Genomic DNA, 25,175 nt, shown 5'->3' with positions numbered 1-25,175 from the left:
ATGACCCAGGACGCCGCGTGTTGGCTTCAATGACCCAGGCCGCGTGTGGTTATATCGCGACAGCGAAGGTGATGACGATGGCAACTGGCCAGCACGCCCACCGTCATCGGCTATCTGGCGGCACGTGCGCAAGGCCGTATCGGCGCTGCGAACCCCGCATCGCGAGCAGACCCTATGGCGGAGACGTGGTAGCAGGCTAATCGGGGGACGGTCCTCAGCGACGGCGCACTCACCCAGTCCGCACCCTCGGACATCTACTCCACAGTGGGGAATATGTTTCATGTCAGATAGCAACGAAAATGCGCGTGCGGGACGATCACACGGCAACTTGAGTAGGCGACGCCTGCTTCAAGGGACAGCGGGCGCCTTCGGTGCCGCTCTAGCATCCGCCGGCATCTATGAGCTGATCGACAGCATTGCAAAACCACCGGACCGGCCCGCTGCTGGCGCCGACAGCCCGCCCGTCCAGGAGCAATATATCCTGCAGAACGAGCAGGTGGTCATGGTCGATGGCTCGGGCGTGAAGAGCAGCAATGGCACGATTGCGGTCCGGGTGCCGGCCCTGCATGATCATGTCATTACCGCAAGGCTGAATGTGTCGGCGAATGCCAAGGCGTTGCAGGAGGCGCAGCACCACCTCGAGTCCGCCCTCCTGGATGTGGAACGCCGATTTCCGCCCACTCCCACAGGAGTGGCCACCACTGTGGCCTGGGGACTTCCCTACTTTCACCACTACATCCCAACCCTGGGCAAGGCGTCGGGCTTCTTCAAGGCGGGAACACGTTACCCAGAGTATCTGCCGGTCGATTTGGCGACCTCCAAGACGGAGGGCCATACCGTATATGCGCTGCAGGAGGCCAGGACGTTCCCCAGCGACCAGTCGCCGCCTGGCTTCGGGCCGGTCCGCTTGGAACAGAATGACGTGGCCGTGCTACTCCGCAGTGACTCGCTCGCCAATATCAAGGCAGCCCAAAACGTCCTCTTCGGGTCTGGAAGCAACCAGGCGGGCAGCCTGTTCAAGGTGACGAGTATCCGCTACGGCTTCTCCGGGGGCGGTTTCTACGGGCAACAGGGCCTGCCGAGCAAGCTGGCGCTGGCAGCCAATATCCCCGGTGCACAGTCGATTCCTCGACAGGCGCAGGGCTTCCTCGGCTTCGCCACCACCCTGGACTCGAATATGGGACCCGGCAACATCGCCAATCTGGAGACCCTACCTGGCCTCACCGATCAGTGGCCCAACGGTTACTTCAAACAGGGGACCACCATGCATCTCTCGCACCTGTTTCAAGATCTGGTGACCTGGTACGAACAGAACTTCCCTCAGTACGCGGATCGCGTCCAGGCGATGCTCCAGCCCGGCCTCTCGCCCGCGCCCGCCCCGGGTACGCTTGCCCTCCAACCGCCAGGTCAAAGTGAGGCCGAAGTAGCGCAAGGGGTCCAGCGCTACCACGCCTACGGCCACACTGGGAGCATGTCGCAGGTGGACAGCACCACATCACCGACAACCAGCAACTACGGGAAGGCCTACCCCACGGGGACGACCATCCCCGTGCGCGGCGATTTCGACACACTGGACAATCCATTCCACTACACATCCGATCCGACGGCAGACCACTACAGCGAGAAGAAAGCGGCCGGGTTGCACTTCATTCAGTTCCAGCCGACGATTGCAATCTTCAATCGCGTTCGGCTCTCGATGGACGGCCACTATCCCGATATGACACTCCCTATCGCACCGCGCAGCCCCCACGCCGGCATCAACTCGGTCCTGCACACGACCCACCGGCAGAACTATCTGGTTCCACCACGTCGCCATCGCTCCTTCCCGCTCGCCGAGTTCCTTGTATGACACGGAGCCGCGCGCCGCGTGGGAGTGTCTAATTAACGACACACCCCCGCCAGCGCGCCCAGCACTGGGGCTAACCCTGCATCCATGCGGGATGGTTTGGCAGGTCCGAACTGGCCGGGGATCTCGTTTTGGCTAACCTCAACTCAAAGGAACTCGCGGGACTGCGCGAGGCGGAGCCGTGGAGTTCAACGTGGGCCACAGCGTTGAGTGTTCCGCTGACATCCAACACTGACATCAACGACCACGGACGGCGGCGACAGCAGCCGCGTACGGCCCCGATGCGCAAGGAGGGCCCGGACCACGCCGGGCTCGGATCGAAGTCCTAATGCGGATGTCACTTCCCCACCCGGCCCGGCTCGAACGGGCTGGTCCCCTCCACAGCGGGCCGGCGCTGGGGGATGCAGCCACCGACCGACGCGGGCCACGTCAATCGTAGGCTTGATACCGGGTTGCCCACGGGTGCGGTGGGGTTGCAGTACAGCAGCGGAGTACAGCAACCACCGCAACCGTAGGTGGCCATCAACGGCAACAGGTCGTGCCAGACACGTGCCAGGTCGTACGGGGAACCAGGGGGAACAGCGGGGAATCAGCGAGCCCGCCCACCAGGTGTCAACACCCTTCCGCCGCAGGTCAACCTGTTAGCAAGGCCCTGGAGCACCTTAGCTTCCCAAGCTGAGGGCGTATCGGCGCCTTGACCTCATCGGGCCACCGTGGCGTGCGCACCACAAGGCACCACGTCCCCGCGGCACGTCGGCTCCGACACAAGATCCGCTCCGACCCATCCGGGCATTACGTCACCTTGACGCTAATCCTGTGCTCAGCTCTGTCTTGGTCTGAGATGCTGGGGTGCATCGCGTGAGAGGGGCGGCGTTCATGCAGTGGAAGACCCATGGCGAGCGGCAGATCTACACCAACAAGTGGGTGAATCTCTGTCTGGTCGTCGTCCAGCAGCCTGACGGGCGCAGGTGGGAGTATCACGTCGTTCGCCTCCGGCACCTGGCCGTCGCCACCGTGGTCAATGATCGCCAAGAGGTTCTCATGATGTGGCGGCACCGCTTCATCACCGACTCCTGGGCCTGGGAGCTCCCCATGGGCCTGGTCGAGGACGGCGAGACTCCGGAAGAGGCGGCAGCGCGCGAAGTCCTGGAAGAGACGGGCTGGCGCCCTGGCCCCATCAAGCCCCTGATCTACGCCGAGCCGGCCAACGGCATCACCGACTCGCAGCACCACGTCTTCCGCGTGGACGGCGCTACCTATGCCGGTTCGCCCACGGAGAAGAACGAGTCCGACCGCATCGAGTGGATTCCTCTGTCCGAGGTGCGGGGCATGATCAACCGTCGCGAGATCGTGAGCAGTGGATCTCTGGTCGGTCTGCTGTACCTGCTCATGGATGAAACGATCCGCTGACTGGTGGGAGGAGTTCCCGTAGCCGCGCCTCGAAGGCCAGGGCTACGGGCTCCTGCCTGTGCGGGGCCAACTGGTCGTAGAACTCTCTGAGGTGGCCTGACACTCGCTCTGAGGACACCACCGACGCGGCCTTCAGAGCTTGCGTGGCGGTGTGGCACGCCTGGTCCAGCTTGCCTTGGTCCAGCTGCGTCCGTGCCAGCCAGAACGCGTGAAACGCACGGCCGCGCTGGTTCGTGCTGTCCTCCCTCCGCAGAGCATCTGCGATCAAGGGTTCGGCCGTCGCCGATTCGCCCAGACGACCGTGGGCGATGCCCGTGTCCACGATGAGCTTCGGCTCGTCGAAGTAGGACACCCATGCCGGGTCCGGGTCGTTCACCTAGATCTGCTCGAACTGGTGGTGTGCTTCCCCGATCGCCCTGTGCGTGGAGGTCTGGTTGCCGAGGGTGGCGTGCGCGAAGGCTTCGCGCATGGACAGCATCGACAGAACGCGCGGTGTGGTGCCCAGGGCAGAACGGGCCTGGTCCTGGGCGGCCGTCACGAGTGCCAGGGAGTCCGCGGGCTTGTCCTGGTAGGTCGCCTGCAAGCTCATGCAGGCAAGGACGTTGGCCATGAACTCGCGGTCGTCTATCTCCTTGGCGAGCTGCAGGGCCTCGGTGAAGTACGCGCGGGCCTGGTTGTACTGGCGGGCATCGAAGTAGGTCCAGCCGGTGAGGCGGGCCAGCTCGGCGGCGATTCCGTACAGCCCGTTCTGGATGGAGGGCGGTCGGCTCTCCTTCAGGAGCCCGACCACGTACCGGAGCTGGCCGACGATGGCCGGCCTCAGCGCCTCTCCGCCGTGCTGGTCATCCCGTCGCCAGTAGTCCTCAATGGACGCGCGGAACGCCTCAAGCGTGGCCGCGCTCAAGTTCGTGCGGGTGGCCAACGCCAGGATGTTGTCTACGTCTGGCCCCGGCAGAGAGACAGCGGTCGCCTTCTCCGCCTCCGGCTGCTCCTCGGGTGCCTGGCGCTCGGTGACCACAAGAGCCTGGGGCGTCTCCCAAGGGCGCCGAGCAAGCCCCAGCATGTGCCCCGGGATGCGCAGGCCGTCCGCGATGCGCTCGATGACTTCGATGTGTTGCAGCTGGCGTTGTCCGGCGATCACTTCGCCAACACGGCTGGGGGTCAGGTTGCATCGCCTGGCGATCATCGACGGGTAGATGCCCGCCCTGGTCTTCACCAGGCGGAAGACTCTGGCGAAGTCCCGTACCCGACACGCATTGATCATCTCGGGATCGGTGAGCAGCCTGGCAGGCAGTTCCTGCGGCCGGTCGGCGTCGGGCATTGGGCAAGCTCCCACACTGCGAGGGCTACGCAACGGTCCGCTACTACCGCTCCGAAGACGAACCCTCCGGACGCCTGCTGACCACCTGCGGCAACCGTCGTGCCTCCCGCTGCCCCTCCTGCTCACGGGTATATGCGGCCGACATCTACCACCTGATCAAGGCCGGACTGTCCGGCGGCAAGAACGTCGCCGAAACCGTCCGCGACCATCCCCGCGCCTTCGTGACGCTCACCGCTCCCTCGTTCGGTCCCGTCCACAGCCGCAAGAACGACCACGTGGGCAAGCCTCGCCCCTGCGGCTGCGGCACCCACCACGTCGAAGACAACCCGGTGTTGGGCACCCCGTTGGACCCGGCCACGTACGACTACACCGGCGCCGTGCTCTGGAACGCACACGCCGGGCAACTGTGGGCACGCTTCACCACCTACCTGCGCCGCGCCCTCGCCGAGCACCTCGGCATGACACAGAGGGCTCTGAACGCCGCCCTCCGCGTCTCCTTCGCCAAGGTCGCCGAGTACCAGAAGCGCGGCCTGGTCCACTTCCACGCCGTGATCCGCTTCGACGGACCCGACGGCCACACCACCCTGCCCCCGCCCTGGGCCACCTTCGACGCCCTTCAGGCCGCCATGGGCCTGGCGGTCGACCGTGCTCGCCTCACTGTCGAGTCCGACGCCGTGGGCGAGCGCGTCATCACCTGGGGCAGCCGGTTCAAGGTCGACCCGATCTCCACTCTGGGCGACGGTGAACTCACGGACGCCAAGGTCGCCGGATACGTGGCCAAGTACGCCACCAAGAACGCCGAAGGCGCGGGCACCGTAGACCGGACCCTCATATGCCGCCCCTGCCAGGGACACGGCTACGTACGCGGCCCGGATGGCTTTCGCGACCTCTGTGACGGCTGCGACGGCACCGGCCAAGCCGAGCCCCTCCCAGACCTCGCCGTCCAGCAGCACGTGCGGCAGATGATCCGCACGGCGTGGGCGCTCGGCCACCTGCCCGAGTTCGCTGACCTCAAGCTCTGGAAGTGGGCCCACATGCTCGGCTTCCGCGGCCACTTCTCCACCAAGTCCCGGGCCTACTCCACCACCCTCGGCGCGCTCCGCGACGTACGCCGCGCCTGGCGCCTCACCCAAGCCGAGGCCGCCCGCGCCCGCGCCGGCCTCCCCGTCAGCGACGAGAACACCACCCTCGTCACCGCCTCCGCGTGGACCTACCTCAGTAGCGGTTACCGCCCTGGCGAAGAACTTCTCGCCGCCCAAGTCCGCCACGACATAGCCCACTGCGAACGCCTCAAGCACGAAAAACTGGTGCCTGCATGACGACGGCCGTGCTCACCGTGGACCAGGTCGCCGAACGTCTCGGTATCAGCCGCTGGAAGGTCCACGACCTGATCCGCTCCCGCGAACTCGCCTCCTTCAAGATCGGCCGCTGCCGTCGTATCAGCGAAGCCGCCGTGGACGCGTACGTATCTCTCCGCACCGAACAGGAAGCCGCCTGATGGCCAAGCCGAAGAAGAACGCCAACAACGAGGGCACCATTTACCAGCGTAAGGACGGCCGTTGGGAGGGCAGTGCGTACGTCCTGACGACGGACGGCACGTACAAGCGGCGCAGCGTTTACGGCAAGACCTGGGATGACGCGCACGAGAAGCTCACCAGACTCAAGGCGGACTCTCTCAACGGCCTGCCGGTCGCCACGAGCAAGATGACGATTGCCGAGTACCTGACGTACTGGCTGGCGAACGTCGCCAAGGGCAAGGTCCGCCGGACGACCTACGTCAACTACGAGTCCCTCGTCCGCAACTACGTCACCCCGGACTTCGGCAAGAAGAAGCTGGTCCGGCTCACTGCCCGCGACATCCGGGCCTTCCTCACCAAGACGGCGGCCACCTGCCAGTGCTGCGCACAGGGCAAGGACAAGAAGCGGCCCGAGCACAAGAGGCGCTGCTGCGCCCTCGGCAAGTGCTGCAAGAAGGTCCCCTCTGATCGGACCGTGCGCTTCCTGCTGGTGATCCTGCGCGCCGCTCTCCAGCACGCCGTACGTGAGGACGAGCTGCCCCGTAACGTGGCCCGGAACGTGGAGCTGAGCATGGGAACGAAGCGCGAGAGCGAACCGCTCACGGCCAAGGAGGGGCGTCAGCTCCTGGCGGCGGTCCGGGACAACCGGCTATGGGCCACGTACGAGCTGGCGGTCCGCATAGGCCTGAGGCGCGGTGAGCTGCTGGGGCTGCGCTGGTCGGACGTGGACCTGCACGAAGGCGTCCTCACCGTCCGGCAGGCCCTACAGCGGGTAGGTGGCGAACTACTGATCGTCGCGCCGAAGACGCAGCGCTCCGCCCGTCGCGTGGCCCTTCCGCCCGAGTGCGTGACCGCTCTCCGTGCCCAGCGCGCCCAGCAGATCGCTGAGCGGAAGGCCGCGGGTGCCAACTGGAAGGAAACGGGTCAGGGCCTCGTCTTCACTACGAAAAACGGGACCCCCATCGAGCCGCGCAACCTGAACCGCTCCTTCGAGGCCCTGTGCGTCCGCGCCGGCGTCCGCAAGGTCCGCTTTCATGACCTGCGCCACACCTGTGCCTCGCTCCTCCATGAACAGGGCGCCGACGCCCGCATGATCATGGAGGTCCTGGGCCACAGCTCGATCCGCGTGACCATGGACATCTATACCTTCGTACGGCTCGACTCCCAGCGCTCCGCCTTCGACCGCGTCGGGGATGCGCTGAGGGGTGACGGCAATGATCAGGACGATGACGACGGCACGGCGGGCGTCCCCGCAGCCGTCTGATCCGACCTGCGCCCGCCCTCCAGGGCGGTTGCCGTCAAACACTGCCGTCAAGGCAAAAGTCAGAGGTCCTGTGGATCACTCCACAGGACCTCTGACCTGTTGCGCACTCGGCAGGATTCGAACCTGCAACCTTCTGATCCGTAGTCAGATGCTCTATCCGTTAAGCTACGAGTGCTTGTTCTTCTGCTTTTTTCTCCGCCGCTCACGGCCCTTCCAGCCCGCTCGCGGCGACAGGAAGAACATTACATGACTGCCGCCGCCATGTGAAATCCGTTTGGCGCACCCCTTGTGAGCTGCGGAAACGCCGTGTCCGGCGGGTCCGGACGATCTCCTGTGGCGGGCCCCGATACACCGAAGCCCCGGCCGTACGGACCGGGGCTTCGGTGATCGAACGCGGAGGCGGAGGGATTTGAACCCTCGATGGGCTTTAAGGCCCAAACCGCATTAGCAGTGCGGCGCCATAGACCGGACTAGGCGACGCCTCCAGCACAACCGCTCCCGCGCGAGCGCGAGTGGTGCGTGCAGATGATGACACAGCCGAGCGGGGTGCCACCAATCGCCCCCTACGGTACTAGGCGAAAAGGCCACAGGGCAAAGCACTGGGCCGCGAACCGCATGGCGGGATCCGGAGGCGGCACCCCGGGGGCCCGCCTCCGGACGTTTCCCCGGCGGCAGCACCCAGCCGGGATCCCTCTCGCCCCACCGAACCCACCTGCAACCGGAACCCGGGGCGCAACCGTCGCCCGCTGCCGCCGTTAGTCCCGGTATGGTCCAGTTCACCTCACGCGGCCTCATCCTCGGTGTCGTCGCCCTTCTCTCCGCGGCCACGACGCCCGCCACAGCGCATGCCCACGGTCGTACCTCCGCCCCCGTCGGCGATCGGCTCGTCGTCAGCGTGCGCCACGCGGGGCAGGCCGACGGGACATACGTACTGCGCTGTCATCCGGACCGCGGCAGCCACCCGGACCCCGTCCACGCGTGCCGCACGCTCGACGGCAGGACCGTCTGGGGCCGGGATCCCTTCGCGCCGGTACCGCCGCGCAGCCTGTGCACGATGCAGTACGGCGGCCCCGCGACCGCCCACGTCACCGGGGTCTGGGCCGGGCGGCCGGTCGACGCGCACTACAGCCGCGCCGACGGCTGTCAGATCTCCCGCTGGAACGACCTCGTACCGGTGCTGCCGGACGTTCGTTCGCAGTACCCGCCCCGGCGGATCGCCGCCGGGGCGGGACGACGTCACGGGTGATGTGCGGGTTCCGTCCGGCGACCTGCGCGGTCACAGATTCTGCGTCACTTCCGCGTGCGACCTCCCTCTCATCCGGCGCCGCGGTCCGGGTCACTGCCCGTAGAATCCCTCCCGTGACACGTTGCGGGCCGGTTGGCAAGATGGCCCCCGTGGTCGGCAAGGTGCGGTAATAGGGAGGAAGCGTCTCGTGAGCAGCAGGCCATCCCGAGGCGCTGCTCGCCTCGCTGCCATACTGGATGCGCTTCCGGACGCATTGGTGCTGGTCAACGCCAACGGGACGGTCGTCAACGCCAACACCATCGCCCTCGAGGCCTTCGAGGCGCCCGGGACCGCTCTGGTCGGGCGCGGGCTGCTCGATCTGCTGCCCCACTTCGACTCGCGGCTGATCCCGGGGTCCATGCGGCGGCCCGATTCCATCGACACCAGCGGCCGGACCAAGCCGACGCGGATGACCGCTCGCCGCACGGACGGCAGCGAGTTCCCCGTCGAGGTCACGAGCGCCAACCTCGAGGACGGCCGGCAGGCCTACGACGGCCACGGCTACACCGGTGACGAACTGCTGATGCTGGTCGTCCGCGATCTGTCCGGCACCGTCGACACCGAGGCCGAACTCGCCCGCTCCCAGCGGCAGACCGAGATGATCCTGCGCGCCGCGGCCGAGGGCGTGGTGGGCACCGACACCGACGGCCGGATCGTGCTCGTCAACCCGTCCGCGGCCCAGATCCTCGGATACCGCGCCAGTGACCTGGGTGGCAAGGAGCTGCACACCCTCGTACTGCACTCCCGTGAGGACGGCTCCCCTTTCCCGTACGCGGAGTCGCCGCTGCACGACACCCTGCGGTCCGGGCGCAAGCACCGGGTGCGCGGGCAGGTGCTGTGGTCCAAGAGCGGGGACAAGGTCCCGGTCGACCTGACGACCGCGCCGGTGCGCGACGGCGACCAGCTCGTCGGTGCCGTCCTGACATTCACCGACCGGCGCCCGTTCGACACCCTCGTGGCCGGGAAGGAAGAGGCCCGCAAGCAGCACGAGCAGGAGCTCGAGCGGGTCGCCGAGGAACACGCGGAAGAGCTGCGGCGGCTGCGCGAGGAGCACGCCGCCGAGCTCGCCGAGCTGCGTGAGCGGCACGTGGAGGAGATCGCGGCCGGTGACGAGCGCTACGCCGCGCTCGGCGAGCGTGAGAAGGACCGGTACGAGGCCCTGACCGCCCGGCACGAGCAACTGCTGGCCCTGCTGGGACAGTCGTTGCGCGGTCCCCTCGACGAACTGCGTGGTGGCCTGTCCAAGCTCGCCGCGGACGACGCCGGCCAGCTGTGGCCCGAGGCCAACCAGGTGCTCCACCACCTCGCGGCCGGCTATTCACGCATCACCACGCTCGTCGACAACGTCCTCGGCTACCAGCGCCTGGACGCCGGCGAGGACTCGCTCGTACGTACCGCCGTCATGCTCGACGCGGTTGTCGCCGCCGGTGTCGACGGCGCCGTGGAGCTGATCGGACCCGGCCGCGTGCAGTTCGCCGTGCATGCCCCGCCCATCGAGGCCGAGGTCGACCCGCAACGGCTCGCACAGGCGCTCGCGCACCTCGTCGCGGACGTGGCGGGCGTCGACGCCACGGGCAACGCGCCCGTCTCGGCGGGCGGTTACATGGACAACACGGTCGTCGTCGCGGCCGCCCAGCGCGGCGAGGTCGTCCGTATCGAGGTGCGCGGCCCTTACGCCGGGGGAGACCCGGTGCACCAGCCCATCGTCGGTGGCATCGTGCGCGCGCACGGCGGTGTGCTGCAGACGCACGAGGTGCCGGGGATGAGCGGCAACGCCTTCGTGCTCGAGGTGCCGATCGGCGGCGGTGCCGGGGCGATGACGGCGCCTACGGCCGTGCCGCCCGCGGAAGAGTCCGGGACCGGGCAGACGCCGGCGGAGCAGACGGCGCCGCGGGGCGGCGGACGGCGGCGGGCCCGCCGGTCGTCCGTGAACGCCTTCCTGGAGAACGAGACGGACGACCCCGCAGCCTCTTCCGACACGGCCACCGCGCCCACCGGGCGACGCAGGCGTCGCGCGGTGGAGGAGACGGCCGCCGAGGCACCGGTTCCGACTCGGACGACGAACGAGAGCGGCACCGATTCCCCGGCGTCCGGCGGTACGGGGCGACGGCGCGGACGTCCGAGCCCGGCCGAGGGCGACGCCGAAGGCGTGGCCGAGGGTTCGGTGATGACCGCCGCCGAACACGCAGCCGGGAGCCCCGCTTCGGCCACCGGGCTGGGGGAGGCCGTGTCGCCGCGGGGCGTGCCCGCGCCCGCGGGCCGGGGTGCCCGTGGTGACATCGAGCCGCAGGCGCTGCCCCGCGCGTTGCCCAGTGCGCCGGCCGCCCCGGCTTCCGGCGACGCCACCCCCACGCCGACCGGGCGCCGTCGGCGTGCCCTGGCCGCCGCGAACGAGCGTGCCGCCGCGGCGGATTCCGGTGCCCGGACGGTGTTCGCACTGCCGCCGGCCGAGGCGGACCGGACGCCGGAGCAGAACACGCCCGCCCCCGGTCCGGCCGACGAGGGCCGCCACGACCAGGTCCCGCACGACCAGACCCAGGACCACACACCGCCTCCGGCGCACCCGGTGTCCGCTCCCACGGGCCGCCGCCGGGCCCGTCCGGCCCCCGGGCAGACGCCCGCGAGCGCGGACGGCGCCGCCGCGACGGCGTCTCCTCAGGCCGTGCCCGCCCCGACGACGCCTGCCCAGGGCATGCAGCCGCAGATGACGCCTGCGACCCCTCCCCAGGGTGTCCCCGCACAGGGCGGTCCCGCGCCCGCGGCCGCCACGCAGACCGTCCCCCCGCAGGGGCTTCCGCCTCAGAGCCCGGCCGGCGGCCGGCAGGCGCCCGGACAGCACCTGCCGGCACAGACGGCTCCCGGTCAGCCCGTCCCCGGTGCGCTCGCACCGGTGGCGCCCGGTCAGCCGCCCGCACAGACGACCCCTGCGGGCGGTGTCCCCCGGGCAGCCACGCCCGTGCCCGCGCAGGCCTGGCCGCCTTCCGGTGACACCACGGGGGCCGGGACGCCCGTACCTCCGCAGTCCACCCCCTCGGCAGGCACCTCGCTGCCTCCGGAGCGCGTCGCCCGGCCGCGGACCGCCCAGCCGCTGCCCGCCGAGGCCGCCCTGCCCGCCGACCCCAACTCGACGCAGGGGCGGGCGATCAGTGTGCGGACACTGGGGCAGGGTGTGCCCTTCGCACGTCAGGGGACACAGCCCCAGGCCCAGCCCCGCTCCCAGTCGCCGACCCCTCCGCCGCACCAGTCGACCACCGCGGCCCGCCGTCGCAAGCTCGGCACGCCGCCCGAGCCGGCGGGCGAGAGCCCGGAGACCGCGGCGCGTCAGCATCCGCAGACCGCGTCGGCTCCGCTCCCGGCCCAGCCCTCCCTGGCCGGGCAGTCGCGCCTGGCCGGCGCCAGCGAGGGCACCGGAAGGTCGTACGCCATAGGAGCCCCGGACAAGAACGCCGACGAAGGTCCCGAGCCGCTCGACGGTCCCGGCGGAGCCGTGGAGATCGCCGATCAGCCCCAGTCGCGGCCGATGGACGACGAGCTGCCCCCCGAGCCGCTCGACAACCCGCGGCGGCTGCTCGTGTGGCCCGCGCCGGACGTGACGACCCAGCAGGCGCTCAGCGACCGCGGCTACCGGCCCGTCATCGTCAACTCCCGTGAGGAGGTCGACGCGCAGATCGCCGCCTTCCCGGCCGCGCTCTTCGTCGACCCGCTCACCGGCCCGATCACCCGCAAGGCGCTCCAGTCGCTGCGCCAGGCGGCGGTCGCCGCCGAGGTGCCGGTGCTGGTCACGGCGGGACTCGGCCAGGCGACGCGCGAGGCCGCGTACGGCGCCGATCCTGCCGTGCTCCTGAAAGCGCTGGCGCCGCGCGACTCCGAGCAGCACCCGCCGCGCGTCCTGCTGGTCGAGGAGCACGCGGAGATCGCCCTGGCGCTCACGGCGATGCTGGAGCGCCGCGGAATGCAGGTCGCGCGGGCCGCCTCGGACACGGACGCGGTCACGTTGGCCACTCAGATGCGTCCGAACCTGGTGGTGATGGATCTGAAGCAGGTCCACCGTCGGCAAGCCGGGGTCGTCGACTGGCTGCGTGCGAACAACCTGCTCAACCGCACGCCCCTCGTCGTCTACACCGCCGCCGTCGACCAGGCCGATCTGCCCCGGCTGGTCTCGGAGGAGACGGTCCTGTTCCTCGCGGAGCGCTCGACGAGCCCCGAGGTGCAGGAACGGATCGTGGATCTGCTGGGGCGGATCGGCACGAACTGACCCGGACACAGCCCGCGTTGTGCGCACAGAAGGGGGCCGGGGTGGCGTTCCGTGGGGAACGCAACCCCGGCCCCCTTGTTCTTCGGGTCAGATCTTCGTGACCTCCAGCTCGCCCGCCGCGTATTGCCGGCGCAGCACCTTCTTGTCGAACTTCCCGACGCTCGTCTTGGGCACCGCCGTGATGACCGTCCAGCGCTCCGGCAGCTGCCACCGGGCGATCTTGGCTTCTTCCGCGAGGAACAGGCGGAGCGCGGTGAAGTCGGCGGTGGCGCCCTCCCGCAGCACAACGGTGGCGAGCGGGCGCTCCCCCCACTTGTCGTCCGGGACCGCGACGACGGCGGCCTCGGCGACGTCCGGGTGGGACATCAGGGCGTTCTCCAGGTCGACGGACGAGATCCACTCGCCACCGGACTTGATGACGTCCTTGGCGCGGTCGGTGAGGGTGAGGAAGCCGTCGGAGCTTATGGTTCCGACGTCACCGGTCTTGAGCCAGCCGTCCTCGCTGAACTTGTCGGCGGGACGCAGGGGGTCGGCGTCCTGGCCGTTGTAGTAGGCCCCCGCGATCCACGGGCCGCGCACCTCTAGTTCGCCCGCCGACTCGCCGTCCCAGGGCAGCCGTTCGCCGCCTGGCCCGGTGAGCCGGGCCTCGACTCCGGCCGGGAAGCGCCCCTGGGTCAGCCGGTACGCGAACTCCTCGTCGGTGCCCACCGCATGGGCCGGCGGCCTCGCCACCGTGCCGAGCGGGGAGGTCTCGGTCATGCCCCAGGCGTGGCAGACCCGCATGCCGAGCTTGTCGAAGGCTTCCATGAGCGAGGGCGGGCAGGCCGAGCCACCGATGGTGACCTGCGTGAGAGACGATACGTCGCGAGGCCGGGCGGTCAGCTCGGCGAGCAGGCCCTGCCAGATGGTGGGGACGGCGGCGGCGTGCGACGGCCGCTCCTTCTCGATCATCTCGGCGACCGGGGCGGGCTGCAGGAAGCGGTCCGGCATGAGGAGGTTGATGCCGGTCATGAAGGTGGCGTGCGGCAGGCCCCAGGCGTTGACGTGGAACTGCGGAACCACGACGAGTGAGGTGTCCTGGTCGGTGAGGCCCATGGACTGGGTCATGTTGACCTGCATGGAGTGCAGATAGACGGAACGGTGGGAGTAGATCACGCCCTTGGGGTCGCCGGTGGTGCCGGAGGTGTAACACATGGCGGCGGCCTGGAGTTCGTCCAGCTCCGGCCAGTCGTAGATGGTCGGCTTTCCGGCGATCAGGTCCTCGTACTCGTGCACCTGGGCGGTGGCCTCGGAGAGCAGCGAACGGTCACCGGGCCCCGACACGACCACGTGCTCGATCGACTTGAGATGCGGAAGGAGAGGAGCGATCAGCGGCAGGAGGGAACCGTTGACGATGACGACGCGGTCGGCGGCGTGGTTGACGATCCACGTCAACTGCTCGACCGGCAGGCGCAGGTTGAGCGTGTGCAGGACGGCGCCCATGCAGGGGATCGCGAAGTAGGCCTCGACGTGCTCGGCGTTGTTCCACATGAGGGTGGCCACACGGTCGTCCTCCCGGACGCCGAGGTCCTCGCGCAGAGCGTGCGCCAACTGGGCCGTACGGGCGCCGACCTGGGCGTACGAGCGGCGCTGCGGCTCACCCTCGCCGGTCCAGGTGGTCACATGAGACGCTCCGTGGACCGTCGAACCATGGGTCAGAATCCTCGAGATCAGCAGCGGTACGTCCTGCATCGTGCTGTGCACGGCGTCCTCCCGGGGCGACGTTGCCTACGCGGTGGTAGGGGGCAGCGCTGATTCTGCGCACATACCATGCGGTATGTCACTAGCCCTCGGGATGATCGATCAGGGTCCGCACCGCGGCGTCTGGCGCACCGGCTCCAACTCGGGGTCCTCACGGAGCTTGCCGAGAGCCCGGGACACCGCCGACTTGACCGTGCCGATGGACACACCGAGCACGTCGGCCGTCTGCGCCTCGCTCAGGTCCTCGTAGTAGCGCAGGACCACCATCGCCCGCTGGCGTGCGGGCAGTTTCATGATGGCCCGCCACATGGCGTCGTGCAGCGCCTGCTGCTCGGCGGGATCCGCGCCCGGTGTCCCCTCCGGCTCGGGCAGCTCGTCGCAGACGAACTCGTCGACCTTGCGCTTGCGCCACTGCGAGGTCCGCGTGTTCAGCAGTGCCCTGCGGACATACCCGTCGAGCGCACGGTGGTCCTCGATCCGCTCCCAGGCGACATACGTCTTCGCCAGAGCGGTCTGCAGCAGGTCCTCGGCGTCACTCGGGTTGGCGGTCAGCGACCGGGCGGTGCGCAGCAGCACCGGCTGGCGGGCCTTCACGTACGACGAGAACGACGGGTACGGAAGGGTCTGCCCCGCCGATGTGACGGCGTTCGAAGCGCTGGTGCAGACGGGTGTGGTCATGGCTCCACGCTAGGTTCGCCCCGTGTTGCGGCGGATCGGCCGGAGGTCCCGAAGCGGTGTCCCCCTCAGGTTGTAGGTGGGGGGTTGACCCCACCTACTGAAGGTGGACGATCCTGTGCACCCCCCTGAGGGTTCACCCCTGAGAGCCGGGTACCCGGGCATCGGCCGTCAGCCGTCCGCTGTCAGGATCAGACCCGACGTGGGGACGCCGGTCCCCGCGGTGACCAGGGTGCGGGCGGCGCCGGGTATCTGGTTCACCGCCGTGCCGCGCAGTTGCCGTACGGCCTCCGCGATGCCGTTCATCCCGTGCAGGTACGCCTCCCCGAGCTGCCCTCCGTGGGTGTTCAGCGGCAGGGTCCGCCCGGCCACGAAGTCGGCCGCCGCGCCCGGCTCGCAGAACCCGAACTCCTCCAGCTGCATCAGCACGAACGGCGTGAAATGGTCGTAGAGGACGGCCACATCGATGTCCGCGGGGCTCATCCCCGACGTCCGCCACAGCTGACGGGCCACCACACCCATCTCGGGCAGTCCGCTCAGGTCGTCGCGGTAGTAGCTGGTCATCTGCTCCTGTGCGCGGCCCGCGCCCTGGGCGGCGGCCGCCACCACGGCCGGGACGCGCGGAAGGTCGCGCGCCCGCTCCACGGAGGTGACGACCAGCGCCTGGCCGCCGTCCGTTTCCTGGCAGCAGTCGAGCAGCCGCAGCGGCTCCACGATCCAGCGCGAGGCCGCGTGGTCGGCGAGCGTGATCGGTCTGCCGTGGAAATACGCCGCCGGGTTCGTGGCCGCGTACCCGCGGTCCACGACGGCCACATGGCCGAACGCCTCGGGTGTCAGCCCGTATGTGTGCAGATACCGCTGGGCCGCCATCGCCACCCAGGAGGCGGGAGTGAGCAGTCCGAACGGCAGGGACCAGCCCAGCGCCGCACCCTCCGCCGACGGCTCGCGGTGCTGCACCCCGGCGCCGAAGCGGCGGCCCGAGCGTTCGTTGAACGCGCGGTAGCACACCACGACCTCGGCCACTCCCGTCGCCACGGCGAGCGCGGCCTGCTGGACCGTCGCGCACGCCGCCCCGCCCCCGTAGTGGATCCGGGAGAAGAAGGACAGCTCGCCGATGCCGGCCGCCCGGGCCACGGTGATCTCGGGGCTGGTGTCCATGGTGAAGGTGACCATGCCGTCCACGTCCGTGGCGGACAGCCCGGCGTCGTCCAGCGCGGTGCGCACCGCCTCCACCGCCAGCCGCAGCTCACTGCGCCCCGAGTCCTTGGAGAACTCGGTGGCCCCGATCCCGACGACCGCCGCACGCCCGCCGAGCGTGTCCTTCGCCCGTACGCTCATCCCGCACCCCCGCTCGGGAGGGTGACGGTGACCGTGCCCATGACGTGCCGGCCGATGCCGTTCGACCCGACCACCCTCACCGTGACCGTGTCCCCGTCGACCTCCTCGACCGTGCCGGTCAGCACCATCCTGTCGCCCGGGTGGTTGGGCGCGCCGAGCCGTATGACCACCCTGCGCAGGACCGCGTCCGGGCCGAAGTGGTCCGTGACGTACCGCCCGACCAGGCCGTTGGTGGTCAGGATGTTCATGAAGATGTCGGGGGAGCCCTTCCGGCGGGCCAGCTCCGCGTCGTGGTGCACGTCCTGGTAGTCGCGGGAGGCGATCGCCCCGGCCACGATCAGCGTGCGCGTGATCTGGATCTCCAGCGGCGGCAGTTGCGTCCCCGCCCGCACCGCACCGGCCCCCTGGCCACCGCTCCTCATCCCGGCCCCTCTCCGTAGCCGATCGACTCCCCCGGTTCCCGGAGGGCTCCGCTCCCGCAACCCGGACACGCGTCCTGTTGCCGTCCCCACGGCAGAGCGGTGGGCGTGACGTCCATGTCAGCCCCCGTCCCGGGCCCGGAACACCGGGAGCTCCAGCTCCTCGTCGTACCGGCGGAATTCCAGACGTACAGGCATGCCGATGCGCACCTTGTCGTACGGCACCCCGATCACGTTGCTGACGATCCGCACACCCTCCGCCAGCGCGATGAGGCCGACCACATACGGGGGGTCGAAGGCCGGGAAGGGCGGGTGGTGCATGACGACGTACGAGTAGACCGTTCCCTCACCGCCGGCCTCGACCGTGTCCCACTCCGGTGAGCCGCACGCGCCGCACCCCGGCAGCCAGGGGAAGCGCAGTGTGGCGCAGCCGGCGCACCGCTGGATCAGCAGCCGGTGCCGGGCCACGCCCTCCCAGAACCCCGCGTTGTCCCGGTTGATGACCGGCCGGGGCCTTCCGGCGCCGGGCTTCACGCGGGCAGGGGCGTACTTGAGGATCCGGAACCGGTGGGTCCCCACCGGTTCACCCGCCACCCGTACGTCCGTCCGCGTCGTGACGAAGTAACCGGTGCCGAGCTTCGTCCGCTTCCGGTCCGAGACCGACTCGATCACCGCGTCGAACGTGACCTCGTCCCCGGGCCGCAGCGGACGCACATACTCCTGCTCGCAGTCGGTGGCGACGACCGAGGTGCAGCCGGCCTCGTCGAGCAGACCGAGCAGCTCGTCGAACGCCTCCGTACGCCCCGAGTGGCCGGAGAGGCCGCCCATCGTCCACACCTGGAGCATGGTGGGCGGGGCGATGGCGTCCGGTCCGGCGTAGGCGGGGTTGGTGTCGCCCATGGCCTCGCACCAGTGCCGGATCATCGGCGCGTTCACCAGGTCCTTGCCGGCGCCCGCGACGGCGGCGGGCCGCCCCTCGTACGCCTTCAGTCGCGCGGTGAACTCCTGCGCCACCGCGGACCGCGCCGAGACGTCCTCCGCACCTCCGGCCGTCACCGCCGCCCCCTCCGCATCCCGAGTCGCATGGCCGCGACGACCTCCCGCTGCACCTCGCTCGCCCCGCCCCCGAACGTGCGCCGCAACAACGTCGGGCGACCGGCGCCGTCGTCCGCGGGTGGTGGCCTGTCGGGCATCGGATCGTGGACGTGGGTGCGGAGTTCGGCGCGCAGCCGCTGCCGGCGCTCGGTGGGCACGAGATACACGGCAGGGCCTCCCGGACCACGTTGCGGCAACGGGGTTCGTACGCACGACAGTTTCTGACTGTCCGTCAGATCACGGTGGCTGTCAAGGTCGTCGCGATCCGCCGGGTCGGGAGGCACACGCGTGTGGACATCCGGAAACGTCCGCGCGACGGCACCGAAGCGCCGCCGCGCGGACGTGTGATGACCCTGGAAAGCACACACACCATGGGAGTTCAGGGCCGATGACCGCGCACCGGCCCGTCGCTCACCACAGGTTGGTGAAGTAGACGGCCACGTTCTCGTTCCTCTGGTCGATGGCCGTGAACGCCGAGCCGTTCACCTGGGCGGTGTTGCTCCGGTTCGAGGCACCGAAGCCGACCGCCTGCTGCTGCGTGGTGGACGAGTTCCCCCTGTTGTCGCGTCCGACCCCGCTGCCCGAGATGCTCGCGGCTGCCGCGTTCGATCCGTCGTCCGCGAACGCGCCGTTGTCCGCCGAGGCGACACCCGCGAAGAGGGTGGCGGCGAGCGGCAGGGCCGCGACGGCGGCGAGGACGCGAGCGGTACGGATGATTGCCATGTGTTTCCTCCAGAACTCCGTACGATCCGGCGTGGTCGCCGGGGGGTACGTGAAGTAGGGCTGGCTCCGGGGCAGTTGGCCGACCGCCTCGGACGGTGCACGACGTCGCGACTTCAGAGTTGCCCACCCGCACCCCGGCAAATCGCCCAATGATCAATGATTCGCCCTCAAGTGTGAGGAAATATCGATAAACCCCTTTCACCACATTCCCGCATGGTGAACACCGCCGGGCCCTCTTCCCTTTTTCGAACATGCGTACGAACATAGCGGTATGGCCACCATCGACCGGCAGGCCACCACCCTGGCCCTGGCCCACGCCCTGTCCGCCGCGGAGCGCGGACTGGCGGTGATACCGCTGTCCCGGACGAAGCTGCCGGCCCTGCGCTCCCCCCACCGTGACGACCCCGATCCGACGGCCCCCATCTGTCACGGTGAATGCGGCCGTTTCGGACACGGGGTCTACGACGCCTCCACCGACCCCCGCCGCATCCGCGAGCTGTTCGCCACCGCACCCTGGGCCACCGGCTACGGCATCGCCTGCGGCCTGCATCCCCACCACCTGATCGGCATCGACCTCGACACCAAGTCCGGAACCGACTCCTCGGCCGCACTGCGCGAACTGGCGCTGCGCCATCTGTTCACGATCCCCGAGACGGTGGTGGTGCTGACGCCGAGCGGCGGCCGCCACCTGTGGCTGAGCGGCCCGCCGGACGTCGTCGTGCCGAACTCGGCGAGTCGCCTGGCCCCCGGCATCGACGTCCGCGGCGCCGGCGGCTACCTGGTCGGCCCCGGCTCGCGCACCGAGCGCGGCGTGTACGGCACGGCCCCGGGCACCGCGCATCTGGCGCCCGCACCCTGCCCGCCCGCCCTGCTGCGGCTGCTCACGCCCCCGCCGCGCACCCGCCACACCACGCCCGCATCGACCGGCAGGCACGGGCAGGGCCTGGTTCAGTTCGTCCTCGCCGCGCACGAGGGCCAACGCAACACTCGCCTCTTCTGGGCCGCCTGCCGGGCGTACGAGAACGGCATCGGCCCGGAGCTCGCCCCCGCACTGGTCGACGCCGCCGTCCGCACCGGCCTCACCGAACGCGAGGCCCGCTCGACGATCGCATCGGCGGCCCGGATGACGGCATGACGGGGCCGGGGTCCTGAGGACGCGGTGGTGCGGAGCCGGACCCGGACCGGGAGCACCTCGCTTTTCGGCGTCCCCGGCTCTGCACGCGAGGCCTCAGGCGGTCGGCAGCACCTGCTGGCACCAGATGGTCTTCCCCTTGGCGTTGTGCCGGGTGCCCCACTTCTGGCTGAGCTGGGCGACCAGGAGGAGGCCCCGGCCGCCCTCGTCGTAGGTGCGGGCGCGGCGCAGGTGGGGGGCGGCGTTGCCGGCGTCCGAGACCTCGCAGATCAGCGTGCCGGCTCGGATCAGTCTGAGCTCGATCGGCGGTTCACCGTAGCGGATGGCGTTGGTGACCAGCTCGCTGACGAGCAGCTCGGTGATGGACGTCGCGTCGCACAGCCCCCATGCGTCCAGCTGCTCGACGGCCAGCTTCCGTACGCGCGCGACCAGGGCCGGGACGGCGGGTATGTCCCAGCTGGCGACCCGGTCCGAGGTGAGCGCACAGGTGCGGGCGAGCAGTAGGGTCACGTCGTCTGCGGGGCGCTCGGTGACCAGCGAGTGGACGATGGTGTCACAGGCGGCTTCCAGTGACCCCGATGCCGACGGCGAGGCCAGCAGGTGACGCAATTCGGTCACGCCTTCGTCGAGGTCGCGCTCACGGGTCTCGACCAGGCCGTCGGAGTACAGCGCGAGCACGCTGCCCGCGGGCAGGTCCAGCTCGGTGGTTTCGAAGGGCAGGCCACCCAGCCCGAGCGGCGGGCCCACGAAGCCGACGACGAGATCCACGGCACCGCCGGGGGTGAGGACGACAGGCAGCGGATGACCCGCAGAGGCCAGCGCGCAACGCCGTGAGACCGGGTCGTAGACCGCGTACAGGCAGGTCGCCCCTACGTCTCCGGCCGCCCCCACGTCTCCGGCCGCCGCCTCGTCGCCTTCGGCGACGCCGGGCCGATCGTCCTCGGTGAAGTGGAGAACGAGGTCGTCGAGGTGGGTGATGAGCTCGTCGGGCGGCAGATCGATGTCCGCCAGGGTGCGTACGGCGGTGCGCAGCCGTCCCATGGTGGCGGACGCGTTGATGCCGTGGCCGACGACGTCCCCCACGACGAACGCGACCCGGTGGCCGGAGAGCGGGATCACGTCGAACCAGTCGCCGCCCACTCCGGCCTGTGCACCCGCCGGCAGATATCTGAAGGCCACATCCGCCGCCGTCTGCCCGGGCAGTCGCTGCGGTAGCAGACTGCGTTGCAGAGCCAGGGCGGTAGCCCGTTCGCGGGTGTACCGACGCGCGTTGTCGATGGCCACGGCGGCCTTGGCGGCCAGTTCCTCGGCGACGGACGGATCGCCTCCGCCGAAGGGCCGGGTTTCCTGTGTACGCCAGAAGTTGACCGTCCCCAGGAGCATGCCCTGCGCCAGCAGCGGCGCTGTGATCAGCGAGCCGAGGCCGAAGTCCGGCACGCTCTCACCGCGCTCCGGGACCAGCGACCGCCATGCGTTCGTGGCGGGCAGGTCGGGCTCCGTCCGGGCGAGCGCGCCGGGGAGGCCGCAGGCCGCGGGAGCGGGGGCGGCGGGCCCGGTCGACGCGCCCGAGGGGTGGAGGGGGTGGTTCTCTCCGACGCCCGCGACGGCCACCCGCCGCAGGTCCATGGAGGCGTCCTCCGGCTCCTCACCGGCGAGGACCGACGCCGCCAGGTCGACCGTGACGAAATCGGCGAATCGCGGTACGGCCACCTGCACCAGCTCCTCGGCGGTCCGCTCCACATCGAGGCTGGTGCCGATGGCCGTGCCGGCCTCGCACAGCAGGTCGAGGTGTCCACGAGCCGCCTGCGCCCGCTTGCGCTGGGCGCGGCCGCGAACGGCCAGCTGCGCGACGGCGATCCCGATGACCAGCAGCAGCGGAACCGTCCAGCCATCCTCGGGACTTGTCAGTGACCAGTCGTTCCACGGTGGGACCAGGAAGTAGTCGAACCAGACGGTGGCCGACACCGCCGCTACCACTCCGGCGAGGCGGTGGCCCTGGGCGGCCACAGCCACCACCACTGCCACCAGGACGAGAGCGGCGTCGATGCTGGGGAACATGGTCCGGAACGGCACCAGCGCCAGGCAGACGAGCGGCGGCGCCACAAGGGCGCACACCATGGCTGTCGAGCCACCCCTGACAAACCGCACAAGTTCACCATACCCACTCGCAATCGTTCCCCGGATCGGTGAGCTGTGGGCCGGCGTTCCGACGACGGCGGTGACGGCGATCCACACGGTGGTGCCCCGCGGTGGCGAGGGGGGCGGACGGCTCCTGCGCCGGACGCCGACCTGTCTCGCCGACGCGCGCGCCGACCTGACTCCTGCGGGCCTCGCCCGGGTGGGCACCACCGCCGCCGATCTCACGGCGGCCCTGCTCGCCCACCACTCCGAACAGCAGGCCCTGCTCCCTGCCGGGTCACGGCAGCATGTGCTGTTCGAGCAGATCAGTGCCTACATCACCACGCACCTGCATGACCCAGCCCTCACCCCGGGCTCGCCGGCTGCGGCGCTCTACATCTCCACGCGCTGTCTGCACGGCCTCTTCCAGCAGCACGCCGCCACGGTCGGCGAGGTCATCCGGCAGCAGCGCCTCGCCCGCTGCCGACGGGACCTGGCCGACCCCTCCCCGCGCACCGTCCCCGTCAGCACCATCGCAATGCGCTGGGGATACCCGCGGCCATCCGACTTCACCCGCACCTTTCACGCTGCCGTCGGCGTGACTCCCAGCGAGTACCGGGCCTCCGGCCAGGACACGGACGGGGCACACCACCAGGGTCTGCCGTCACATGATCTCGCGTGACGGATCACGGCCGGGTGCTACATCGATATGAACCACCCGATGCGGGGCGGGAGTTCATTCGCCCTCTGCTGCCTGAGTCGCTGCTGGACCGCAAGCGGCTGGACGACCGGTGGACAGTTACCGGACCAGCGGTTCGCTCAGGTCGATGCAGCGCAGGGCCGCCGTCAGTGCTTGTTCGTCGCCGACGTCGAGGGCTGTGTCGGTCAGCTTGATGACGTGTTCGTCGCCGTGCGACATGGCCCGTTCGAAGACCTCTTCGGGGGTGAAGGTGCCCGGTGGTGTGTAGGCGACCGGGGCATGGGGTGCGTACATCGCGGTCACTGCAGCGGATGCCGTCCAGGCGGCACGCAGGCTCGGCACCCACAGGCCATGCGGGAGCGCGGGCAGGGTGCGCAGCACGGCGTTGGGGGCCGTGGCCGCGTGGACCAGCATGGTCTCCTCGCCGTGGCCGTGAGTGGCGTACCGGTGCGTGGCCGCCCGCACCAGTTCGGTGAGGCGGTCTCGCGCCTCGTGTGGGTCCGTGACCGCGGCCGCCCACACCGGCAGGCCCGTGACGCGGCCGAGCCGGGCGGGGAATCCGCCGTCTCGTGCGGCAATGGGCGTCACCGCGTCCAGGGCGTCGGCTGCGCTGCCGGCGCCGGGCAGCGGGGCGAGGTCCACGACGGGGTGGTAGCGGGCGGCCCAGTAACCGAGGCCGTGGGCAAGCTCGGTCAGTCGTGGTTCGGTGCCGTCGTCGGCCAGAAGAGTGCGCACGGCGTGACCCACCCGGATCACAGGGTGGGTCGAGCCGCCATACAAGCCGGGCAGGAGACGGGGCCACCACTCGGTGAGCACGTCTCGCCAGGGGCGCTCGGCGATCTCGCGGCCGAAGTAGCCGATCCAGTCTGCGGCGCGACGTGAATCGCCAAGCGCAAAGCGCCAGTTGGCGACCGTGACCGGCTCGACACCGGACGGGAACTCCTCAAGCTTGCGTGTATACATGTCGAGCCACCGGTGCACCGAGCCCGCCTGACCGTGCACGGCGAGGGCCTCGACGGCCATCGGCGCGTGATTGGTGAGCCGCCCAAGCCGCTCCGGCCCTGAACTGTGCAGTCGCTGGAGCGCCTCGTCGAGAATGCCCGTCGTATACATGGTGAGGACGGTAGTCACGGCGCCGCAGCGGCGTAACAGGCCGAAGGCTTAGGACCGGACCTAGGTCCTGTCGTCGAACCGGCGCATGGCACCCCGCCGCCATCCGGAATCGACGACGCTCTGGCGACGCCCACCGCGACGAGGAGCCCTTGCCTCCCAACCTGCGGATGTCCAGGACGGACATCATGCCCATGTCCTCGTGGTTGAGGAGGTGGCAGTGCAGCACGGTCCGCCCGGTGAAATTCGTGAAGCGGATCCGCAGGACGAGCTTCTGGCCGCGGAGGATGTTGACCGTCTCGTGCCAGGAGTGGGCGGGGCATTCCGTCGGCTCCCGGAGCTGGGAGCCGTTCCCGGACTCTGCTTCCAGGGCGACACGGGAACGGTGTCAGGCGGATCGGTTTTCCGCGCCGACCATCCAGGCGTACTTCTCCAGGGAGTCGATGATCTCGTGCAGCAGGTCGGCCGTGGAGGGATCCTCGCCGTCGACCTGGTCATGGTGGGTGCGCACCGTGTCGACGGTGGCACGCAGGCGCGCGGCGACAAGATCGACGACCGCGCTCACACTTCGCGCCCCCTCCGGGAACGCGGGGAGTGTGGTGCTCGCTGCCACGGTGTCGGAACGGCCGTCCGGCCAGGCCTCGAGGGCGCGCATGCGTTCGGCGATGGTGTCCGCGAACTCCCGGGCCTCGTCGACGATTTCATCGAGTTGCAGGTGGAGGTCCCGGAAGTTGTGGCCGACGACGTTCCAGTGAGCCTGCTTCCCCTGCAGATGCAGTTCGACGAGATCCACCAGGATCTGTTGCAACGCTCGGGCAAGCTGCGTCGAGGCCGTGAAGCCTGCGACATCGGCCTCCGAACGTCGGGAACCCCCAGGGGAAGCGGTCATGGCGTGTCTCCTCGTGAAAGGACCGAACAGCAGCCCCCGGAACAGGAGGCCCGTTGACCTACACGATCAAGCCTAGGGAGGCGCCTCGCCGCCGCCACTGCACCTGATCCGCTCGGGGGATGCCGGGCATCCCTCACGGCGCGGACCGAGGCACGGCGGGTTCCCCCCTGTAGGTCGTGAAGGGCGCGCGTACGCGACAGGACGGCCAGCAGTGGCTGTCGGGGGCGCCACTGTTTGAACCCACGGTGGCTCGCGCCACGGCCGTTCTCAAGACCGTGCGCAGGACCGGGGCTGCTGGAGTGCGGCCTGTCGGCCGACCGTCGGGGAGATCCCCAATT

19 protein-coding genes, 2 tRNA genes and 2 pseudogenes are annotated in these 25,175 nt (G+C 69.8%); 9 read left to right on the top strand and 14 right to left on the bottom strand.

Annotated features, from left to right (window positions below):
- The first annotated feature begins 280 nt into the window (after positions 1-280).
- Together VXC91_RS22830 and VXC91_RS22825 are read left to right on the top strand one after the other, a co-directional pair.
- Positions 281-1,849: a DUF7405 family protein gene (locus VXC91_RS22830; RefSeq protein ID WP_329509174.1), complete on the top strand. Its 1,569-nt coding sequence runs from the start codon at positions 281-283 to the stop codon at positions 1,847-1,849.
- A gap of 873 nt (positions 1,850-2,722) precedes the next feature.
- On the top strand, positions 2,723-3,256 hold the full coding sequence (locus VXC91_RS22825) for an NUDIX hydrolase (RefSeq protein WP_329509173.1): 534 nt from the start codon (positions 2,723-2,725) through the stop codon (positions 3,254-3,256).
- Here VXC91_RS22825 and VXC91_RS22820 read toward each other — a convergent pair.
- Positions 3,234-4,577, bottom strand: a pseudogene (locus tag VXC91_RS22820) (helix-turn-helix domain-containing protein). The gene VXC91_RS22825 and the pseudogene VXC91_RS22820 overlap by 23 nt on opposite strands.
- Between VXC91_RS22820 and VXC91_RS22815 the strand changes: the two are divergent.
- From VXC91_RS22815 to VXC91_RS22805, 3 genes are read left to right on the top strand one after another with little or no spacing between them, the layout of a single operon-like run.
- The gene (locus VXC91_RS22815; RefSeq protein WP_329509172.1) at positions 4,577-5,896 is read left to right on the top strand and encodes a replication initiator; all 1,320 of its coding nucleotides are present in this window, start codon (positions 4,577-4,579) and stop codon (positions 5,894-5,896) included. The pseudogene VXC91_RS22820 and the gene VXC91_RS22815 overlap by 1 nt on opposite strands.
- Complete coding sequence (locus VXC91_RS22810; protein ID WP_093781320.1) at positions 5,893-6,075, top strand: helix-turn-helix domain-containing protein; 183 nt, start codon at positions 5,893-5,895, stop codon at positions 6,073-6,075. The genes VXC91_RS22815 and VXC91_RS22810 overlap by 4 nt, the downstream gene beginning before the upstream one ends.
- On the top strand, positions 6,075-7,358 hold the full coding sequence (locus VXC91_RS22805) for a site-specific integrase (RefSeq protein ID WP_329509171.1): 1,284 nt from the start codon (positions 6,075-6,077) through the stop codon (positions 7,356-7,358). Before VXC91_RS22810 ends, VXC91_RS22805 begins: the two co-directional genes overlap by 1 nt.
- 102 nt (positions 7,359-7,460) lie before the next feature.
- Here VXC91_RS22805 and VXC91_RS22800 read toward each other — a convergent pair.
- Positions 7,461-7,533, bottom strand: a tRNA-Arg gene (locus VXC91_RS22800).
- Positions 7,534-7,752: 219 nt separating this feature from the next.
- Positions 7,753-7,843 (bottom strand) — tRNA-Ser (locus VXC91_RS22795).
- Between the two features lie 281 nt (positions 7,844-8,124).
- On the opposite strand from VXC91_RS22795, the gene VXC91_RS22790 reads away from it, so the two are divergent.
- Both VXC91_RS22790 and VXC91_RS22785 read left to right on the top strand, forming a co-directional pair.
- The gene (locus VXC91_RS22790) at positions 8,125-8,604 is read left to right on the top strand and encodes an SSI family serine proteinase inhibitor (RefSeq protein ID WP_329509170.1); all 480 of its coding nucleotides are present in this window, start codon (positions 8,125-8,127) and stop codon (positions 8,602-8,604) included.
- A 187-nt stretch (positions 8,605-8,791) separates the two neighbouring features.
- Positions 8,792-12,898, top strand: coding sequence for a hybrid sensor histidine kinase/response regulator (locus VXC91_RS22785; protein WP_329509169.1), 4,107 nt, complete (start codon positions 8,792-8,794; stop codon positions 12,896-12,898).
- 87 nt (positions 12,899-12,985) lie between these two features.
- Here the strand turns inward: VXC91_RS22785 and VXC91_RS22780 are convergent, their stop codons facing one another.
- From VXC91_RS22780 to VXC91_RS22750, 7 genes are all read right to left on the bottom strand, one after another.
- Positions 12,986-14,629, bottom strand: coding sequence for a long-chain fatty acid--CoA ligase (locus tag VXC91_RS22780; RefSeq protein ID WP_329509182.1), 1,644 nt, complete (start codon positions 14,627-14,629; stop codon positions 12,986-12,988).
- A gap of 111 nt (positions 14,630-14,740) precedes the next feature.
- Entirely contained in the window at positions 14,741-15,316 is a 576-nt protein-coding gene (locus tag VXC91_RS22775; protein ID WP_329509168.1) for a SigE family RNA polymerase sigma factor, read from the bottom strand.
- Positions 15,317-15,484: 168 nt separating this feature from the next.
- Positions 15,485-16,651 (bottom strand): lipid-transfer protein, encoded by a 1,167-nt coding sequence (locus VXC91_RS22770; protein WP_329509167.1) that lies wholly within the window; start codon positions 16,649-16,651, stop codon positions 15,485-15,487.
- Complete coding sequence (locus VXC91_RS22765) at positions 16,648-17,073, bottom strand: MaoC family dehydratase (protein ID WP_408057446.1); 426 nt, start codon at positions 17,071-17,073, stop codon at positions 16,648-16,650. Before VXC91_RS22765 ends, VXC91_RS22770 begins: the two co-directional genes overlap by 4 nt.
- Before the next feature lie 117 nt (positions 17,074-17,190).
- Entirely contained in the window at positions 17,191-18,126 is a 936-nt protein-coding gene (locus VXC91_RS22760) for a bifunctional MaoC family dehydratase N-terminal/OB-fold nucleic acid binding domain-containing protein (protein WP_408057445.1), read from the bottom strand.
- Positions 18,123-18,332: a hypothetical protein gene (locus VXC91_RS22755; protein ID WP_329509166.1), complete on the bottom strand. Its 210-nt coding sequence runs from the start codon at positions 18,330-18,332 to the stop codon at positions 18,123-18,125. The genes VXC91_RS22760 and VXC91_RS22755 overlap by 4 nt, the downstream gene beginning before the upstream one ends.
- 244 nt (positions 18,333-18,576) lie before the next feature.
- The gene (locus tag VXC91_RS22750; protein WP_329509165.1) at positions 18,577-18,888 is read right to left on the bottom strand and encodes a hypothetical protein; all 312 of its coding nucleotides are present in this window, start codon (positions 18,886-18,888) and stop codon (positions 18,577-18,579) included.
- A 271-nt stretch (positions 18,889-19,159) separates the two neighbouring features.
- Between VXC91_RS22750 and VXC91_RS22745 the strand changes: the two genes are divergently transcribed.
- Positions 19,160-20,023 carry a bifunctional DNA primase/polymerase gene (locus VXC91_RS22745; RefSeq protein ID WP_329509164.1) on the top strand — a complete coding sequence of 288 codons (864 nt, stop codon included), beginning with the start codon at positions 19,160-19,162 and terminating at the stop codon, positions 20,021-20,023.
- A 93-nt stretch (positions 20,024-20,116) separates the two neighbouring features.
- On the opposite strand, the gene VXC91_RS22740 is transcribed toward VXC91_RS22745, so the two are convergent.
- On the bottom strand, positions 20,117-22,168 hold the full coding sequence (locus tag VXC91_RS22740) for a SpoIIE family protein phosphatase (RefSeq protein WP_329509163.1): 2,052 nt from the start codon (positions 22,166-22,168) through the stop codon (positions 20,117-20,119).
- Positions 22,169-22,238: 70 nt separating this feature from the next.
- On the opposite strand from VXC91_RS22740, the gene VXC91_RS22735 reads away from it, so the two are divergent.
- Entirely contained in the window at positions 22,239-22,820 is a 582-nt protein-coding gene (locus tag VXC91_RS22735; RefSeq protein ID WP_329509162.1) for a helix-turn-helix transcriptional regulator, read from the top strand.
- A gap of 117 nt (positions 22,821-22,937) precedes the next feature.
- Here the strand turns inward: VXC91_RS22735 and VXC91_RS22730 are convergent, their stop codons facing one another.
- The 3 genes and pseudogenes from VXC91_RS22730 to VXC91_RS22720 form a co-directional block, all read right to left on the bottom strand.
- Complete coding sequence (locus tag VXC91_RS22730; protein ID WP_329509161.1) at positions 22,938-23,951, bottom strand: questin oxidase family protein; 1,014 nt, start codon at positions 23,949-23,951, stop codon at positions 22,938-22,940.
- A 178-nt stretch (positions 23,952-24,129) separates the two neighbouring features.
- Positions 24,130-24,318: pseudogene (locus VXC91_RS22725) on the bottom strand (multicopper oxidase domain-containing protein); the annotation flags it as partial.
- An 18-nt stretch (positions 24,319-24,336) separates the two neighbouring features.
- Positions 24,337-24,837 carry a Dps family protein gene (locus VXC91_RS22720; protein WP_329509160.1) on the bottom strand — a complete coding sequence of 167 codons (501 nt, stop codon included), beginning with the start codon at positions 24,835-24,837 and terminating at the stop codon, positions 24,337-24,339.
- Positions 24,838-25,175: the final 338 nt, after the last annotated feature.

This window comes from Streptomyces chiangmaiensis (genome assembly GCF_036281785.1).
Lineage (GTDB): Bacteria > Actinomycetota > Actinomycetes > Streptomycetales > Streptomycetaceae > Streptomyces > Streptomyces chiangmaiensis.
Note: the sequence above shows the minus strand (reverse complement) of the source record. Positions and strands in the feature narration are given on the sequence as shown.

Excerpts from the sequence above, each read along its gene's own strand:
- VXC91_RS22830 (WP_329509174.1), top strand. The coding sequence starts at position 281 with ATGTCAGATAGCAACGAAAATGCGCGTGCGGGACGATCACACGGCAAC.
- VXC91_RS22825 (WP_329509173.1), top strand. The coding sequence starts at position 2,723 with ATGCAGTGGAAGACCCATGGCGAGCGGCAGATCTACACCAACAAGTGG.
- VXC91_RS22810 (WP_093781320.1), top strand. The coding sequence starts at position 5,893 with ATGACGACGGCCGTGCTCACCGTGGACCAGGTCGCCGAACGTCTCGGT.
- VXC91_RS22805 (WP_329509171.1), top strand. The coding sequence starts at position 6,075 with ATGGCCAAGCCGAAGAAGAACGCCAACAACGAGGGCACCATTTACCAG.
- VXC91_RS22790 (WP_329509170.1), top strand. The coding sequence starts at position 8,125 with ATGGTCCAGTTCACCTCACGCGGCCTCATCCTCGGTGTCGTCGCCCTT.
- VXC91_RS22780 (WP_329509182.1), bottom strand. The coding sequence starts at position 14,629 with ATGCAGGACGTACCGCTGCTGATCTCGAGGATTCTGACCCATGGTTCG.
- VXC91_RS22775 (WP_329509168.1), bottom strand. The coding sequence starts at position 15,316 with ATGACCACACCCGTCTGCACCAGCGCTTCGAACGCCGTCACATCGGCG.
- VXC91_RS22770 (WP_329509167.1), bottom strand. The coding sequence starts at position 16,651 with ATGAGCGTACGGGCGAAGGACACGCTCGGCGGGCGTGCGGCGGTCGTC.
- VXC91_RS22765 (WP_408057446.1), bottom strand. The coding sequence starts at position 17,073 with ATGAGGAGCGGTGGCCAGGGGGCCGGTGCGGTGCGGGCGGGGACGCAA.
- VXC91_RS22750 (WP_329509165.1), bottom strand. The coding sequence starts at position 18,888 with ATGGCAATCATCCGTACCGCTCGCGTCCTCGCCGCCGTCGCGGCCCTG.
- VXC91_RS22745 (WP_329509164.1), top strand. The coding sequence starts at position 19,160 with ATGGCCACCATCGACCGGCAGGCCACCACCCTGGCCCTGGCCCACGCC.
- VXC91_RS22730 (WP_329509161.1), bottom strand. The coding sequence starts at position 23,951 with ATGTATACGACGGGCATTCTCGACGAGGCGCTCCAGCGACTGCACAGT.
- VXC91_RS22720 (WP_329509160.1), bottom strand. The coding sequence starts at position 24,837 with ATGACCGCTTCCCCTGGGGGTTCCCGACGTTCGGAGGCCGATGTCGCA.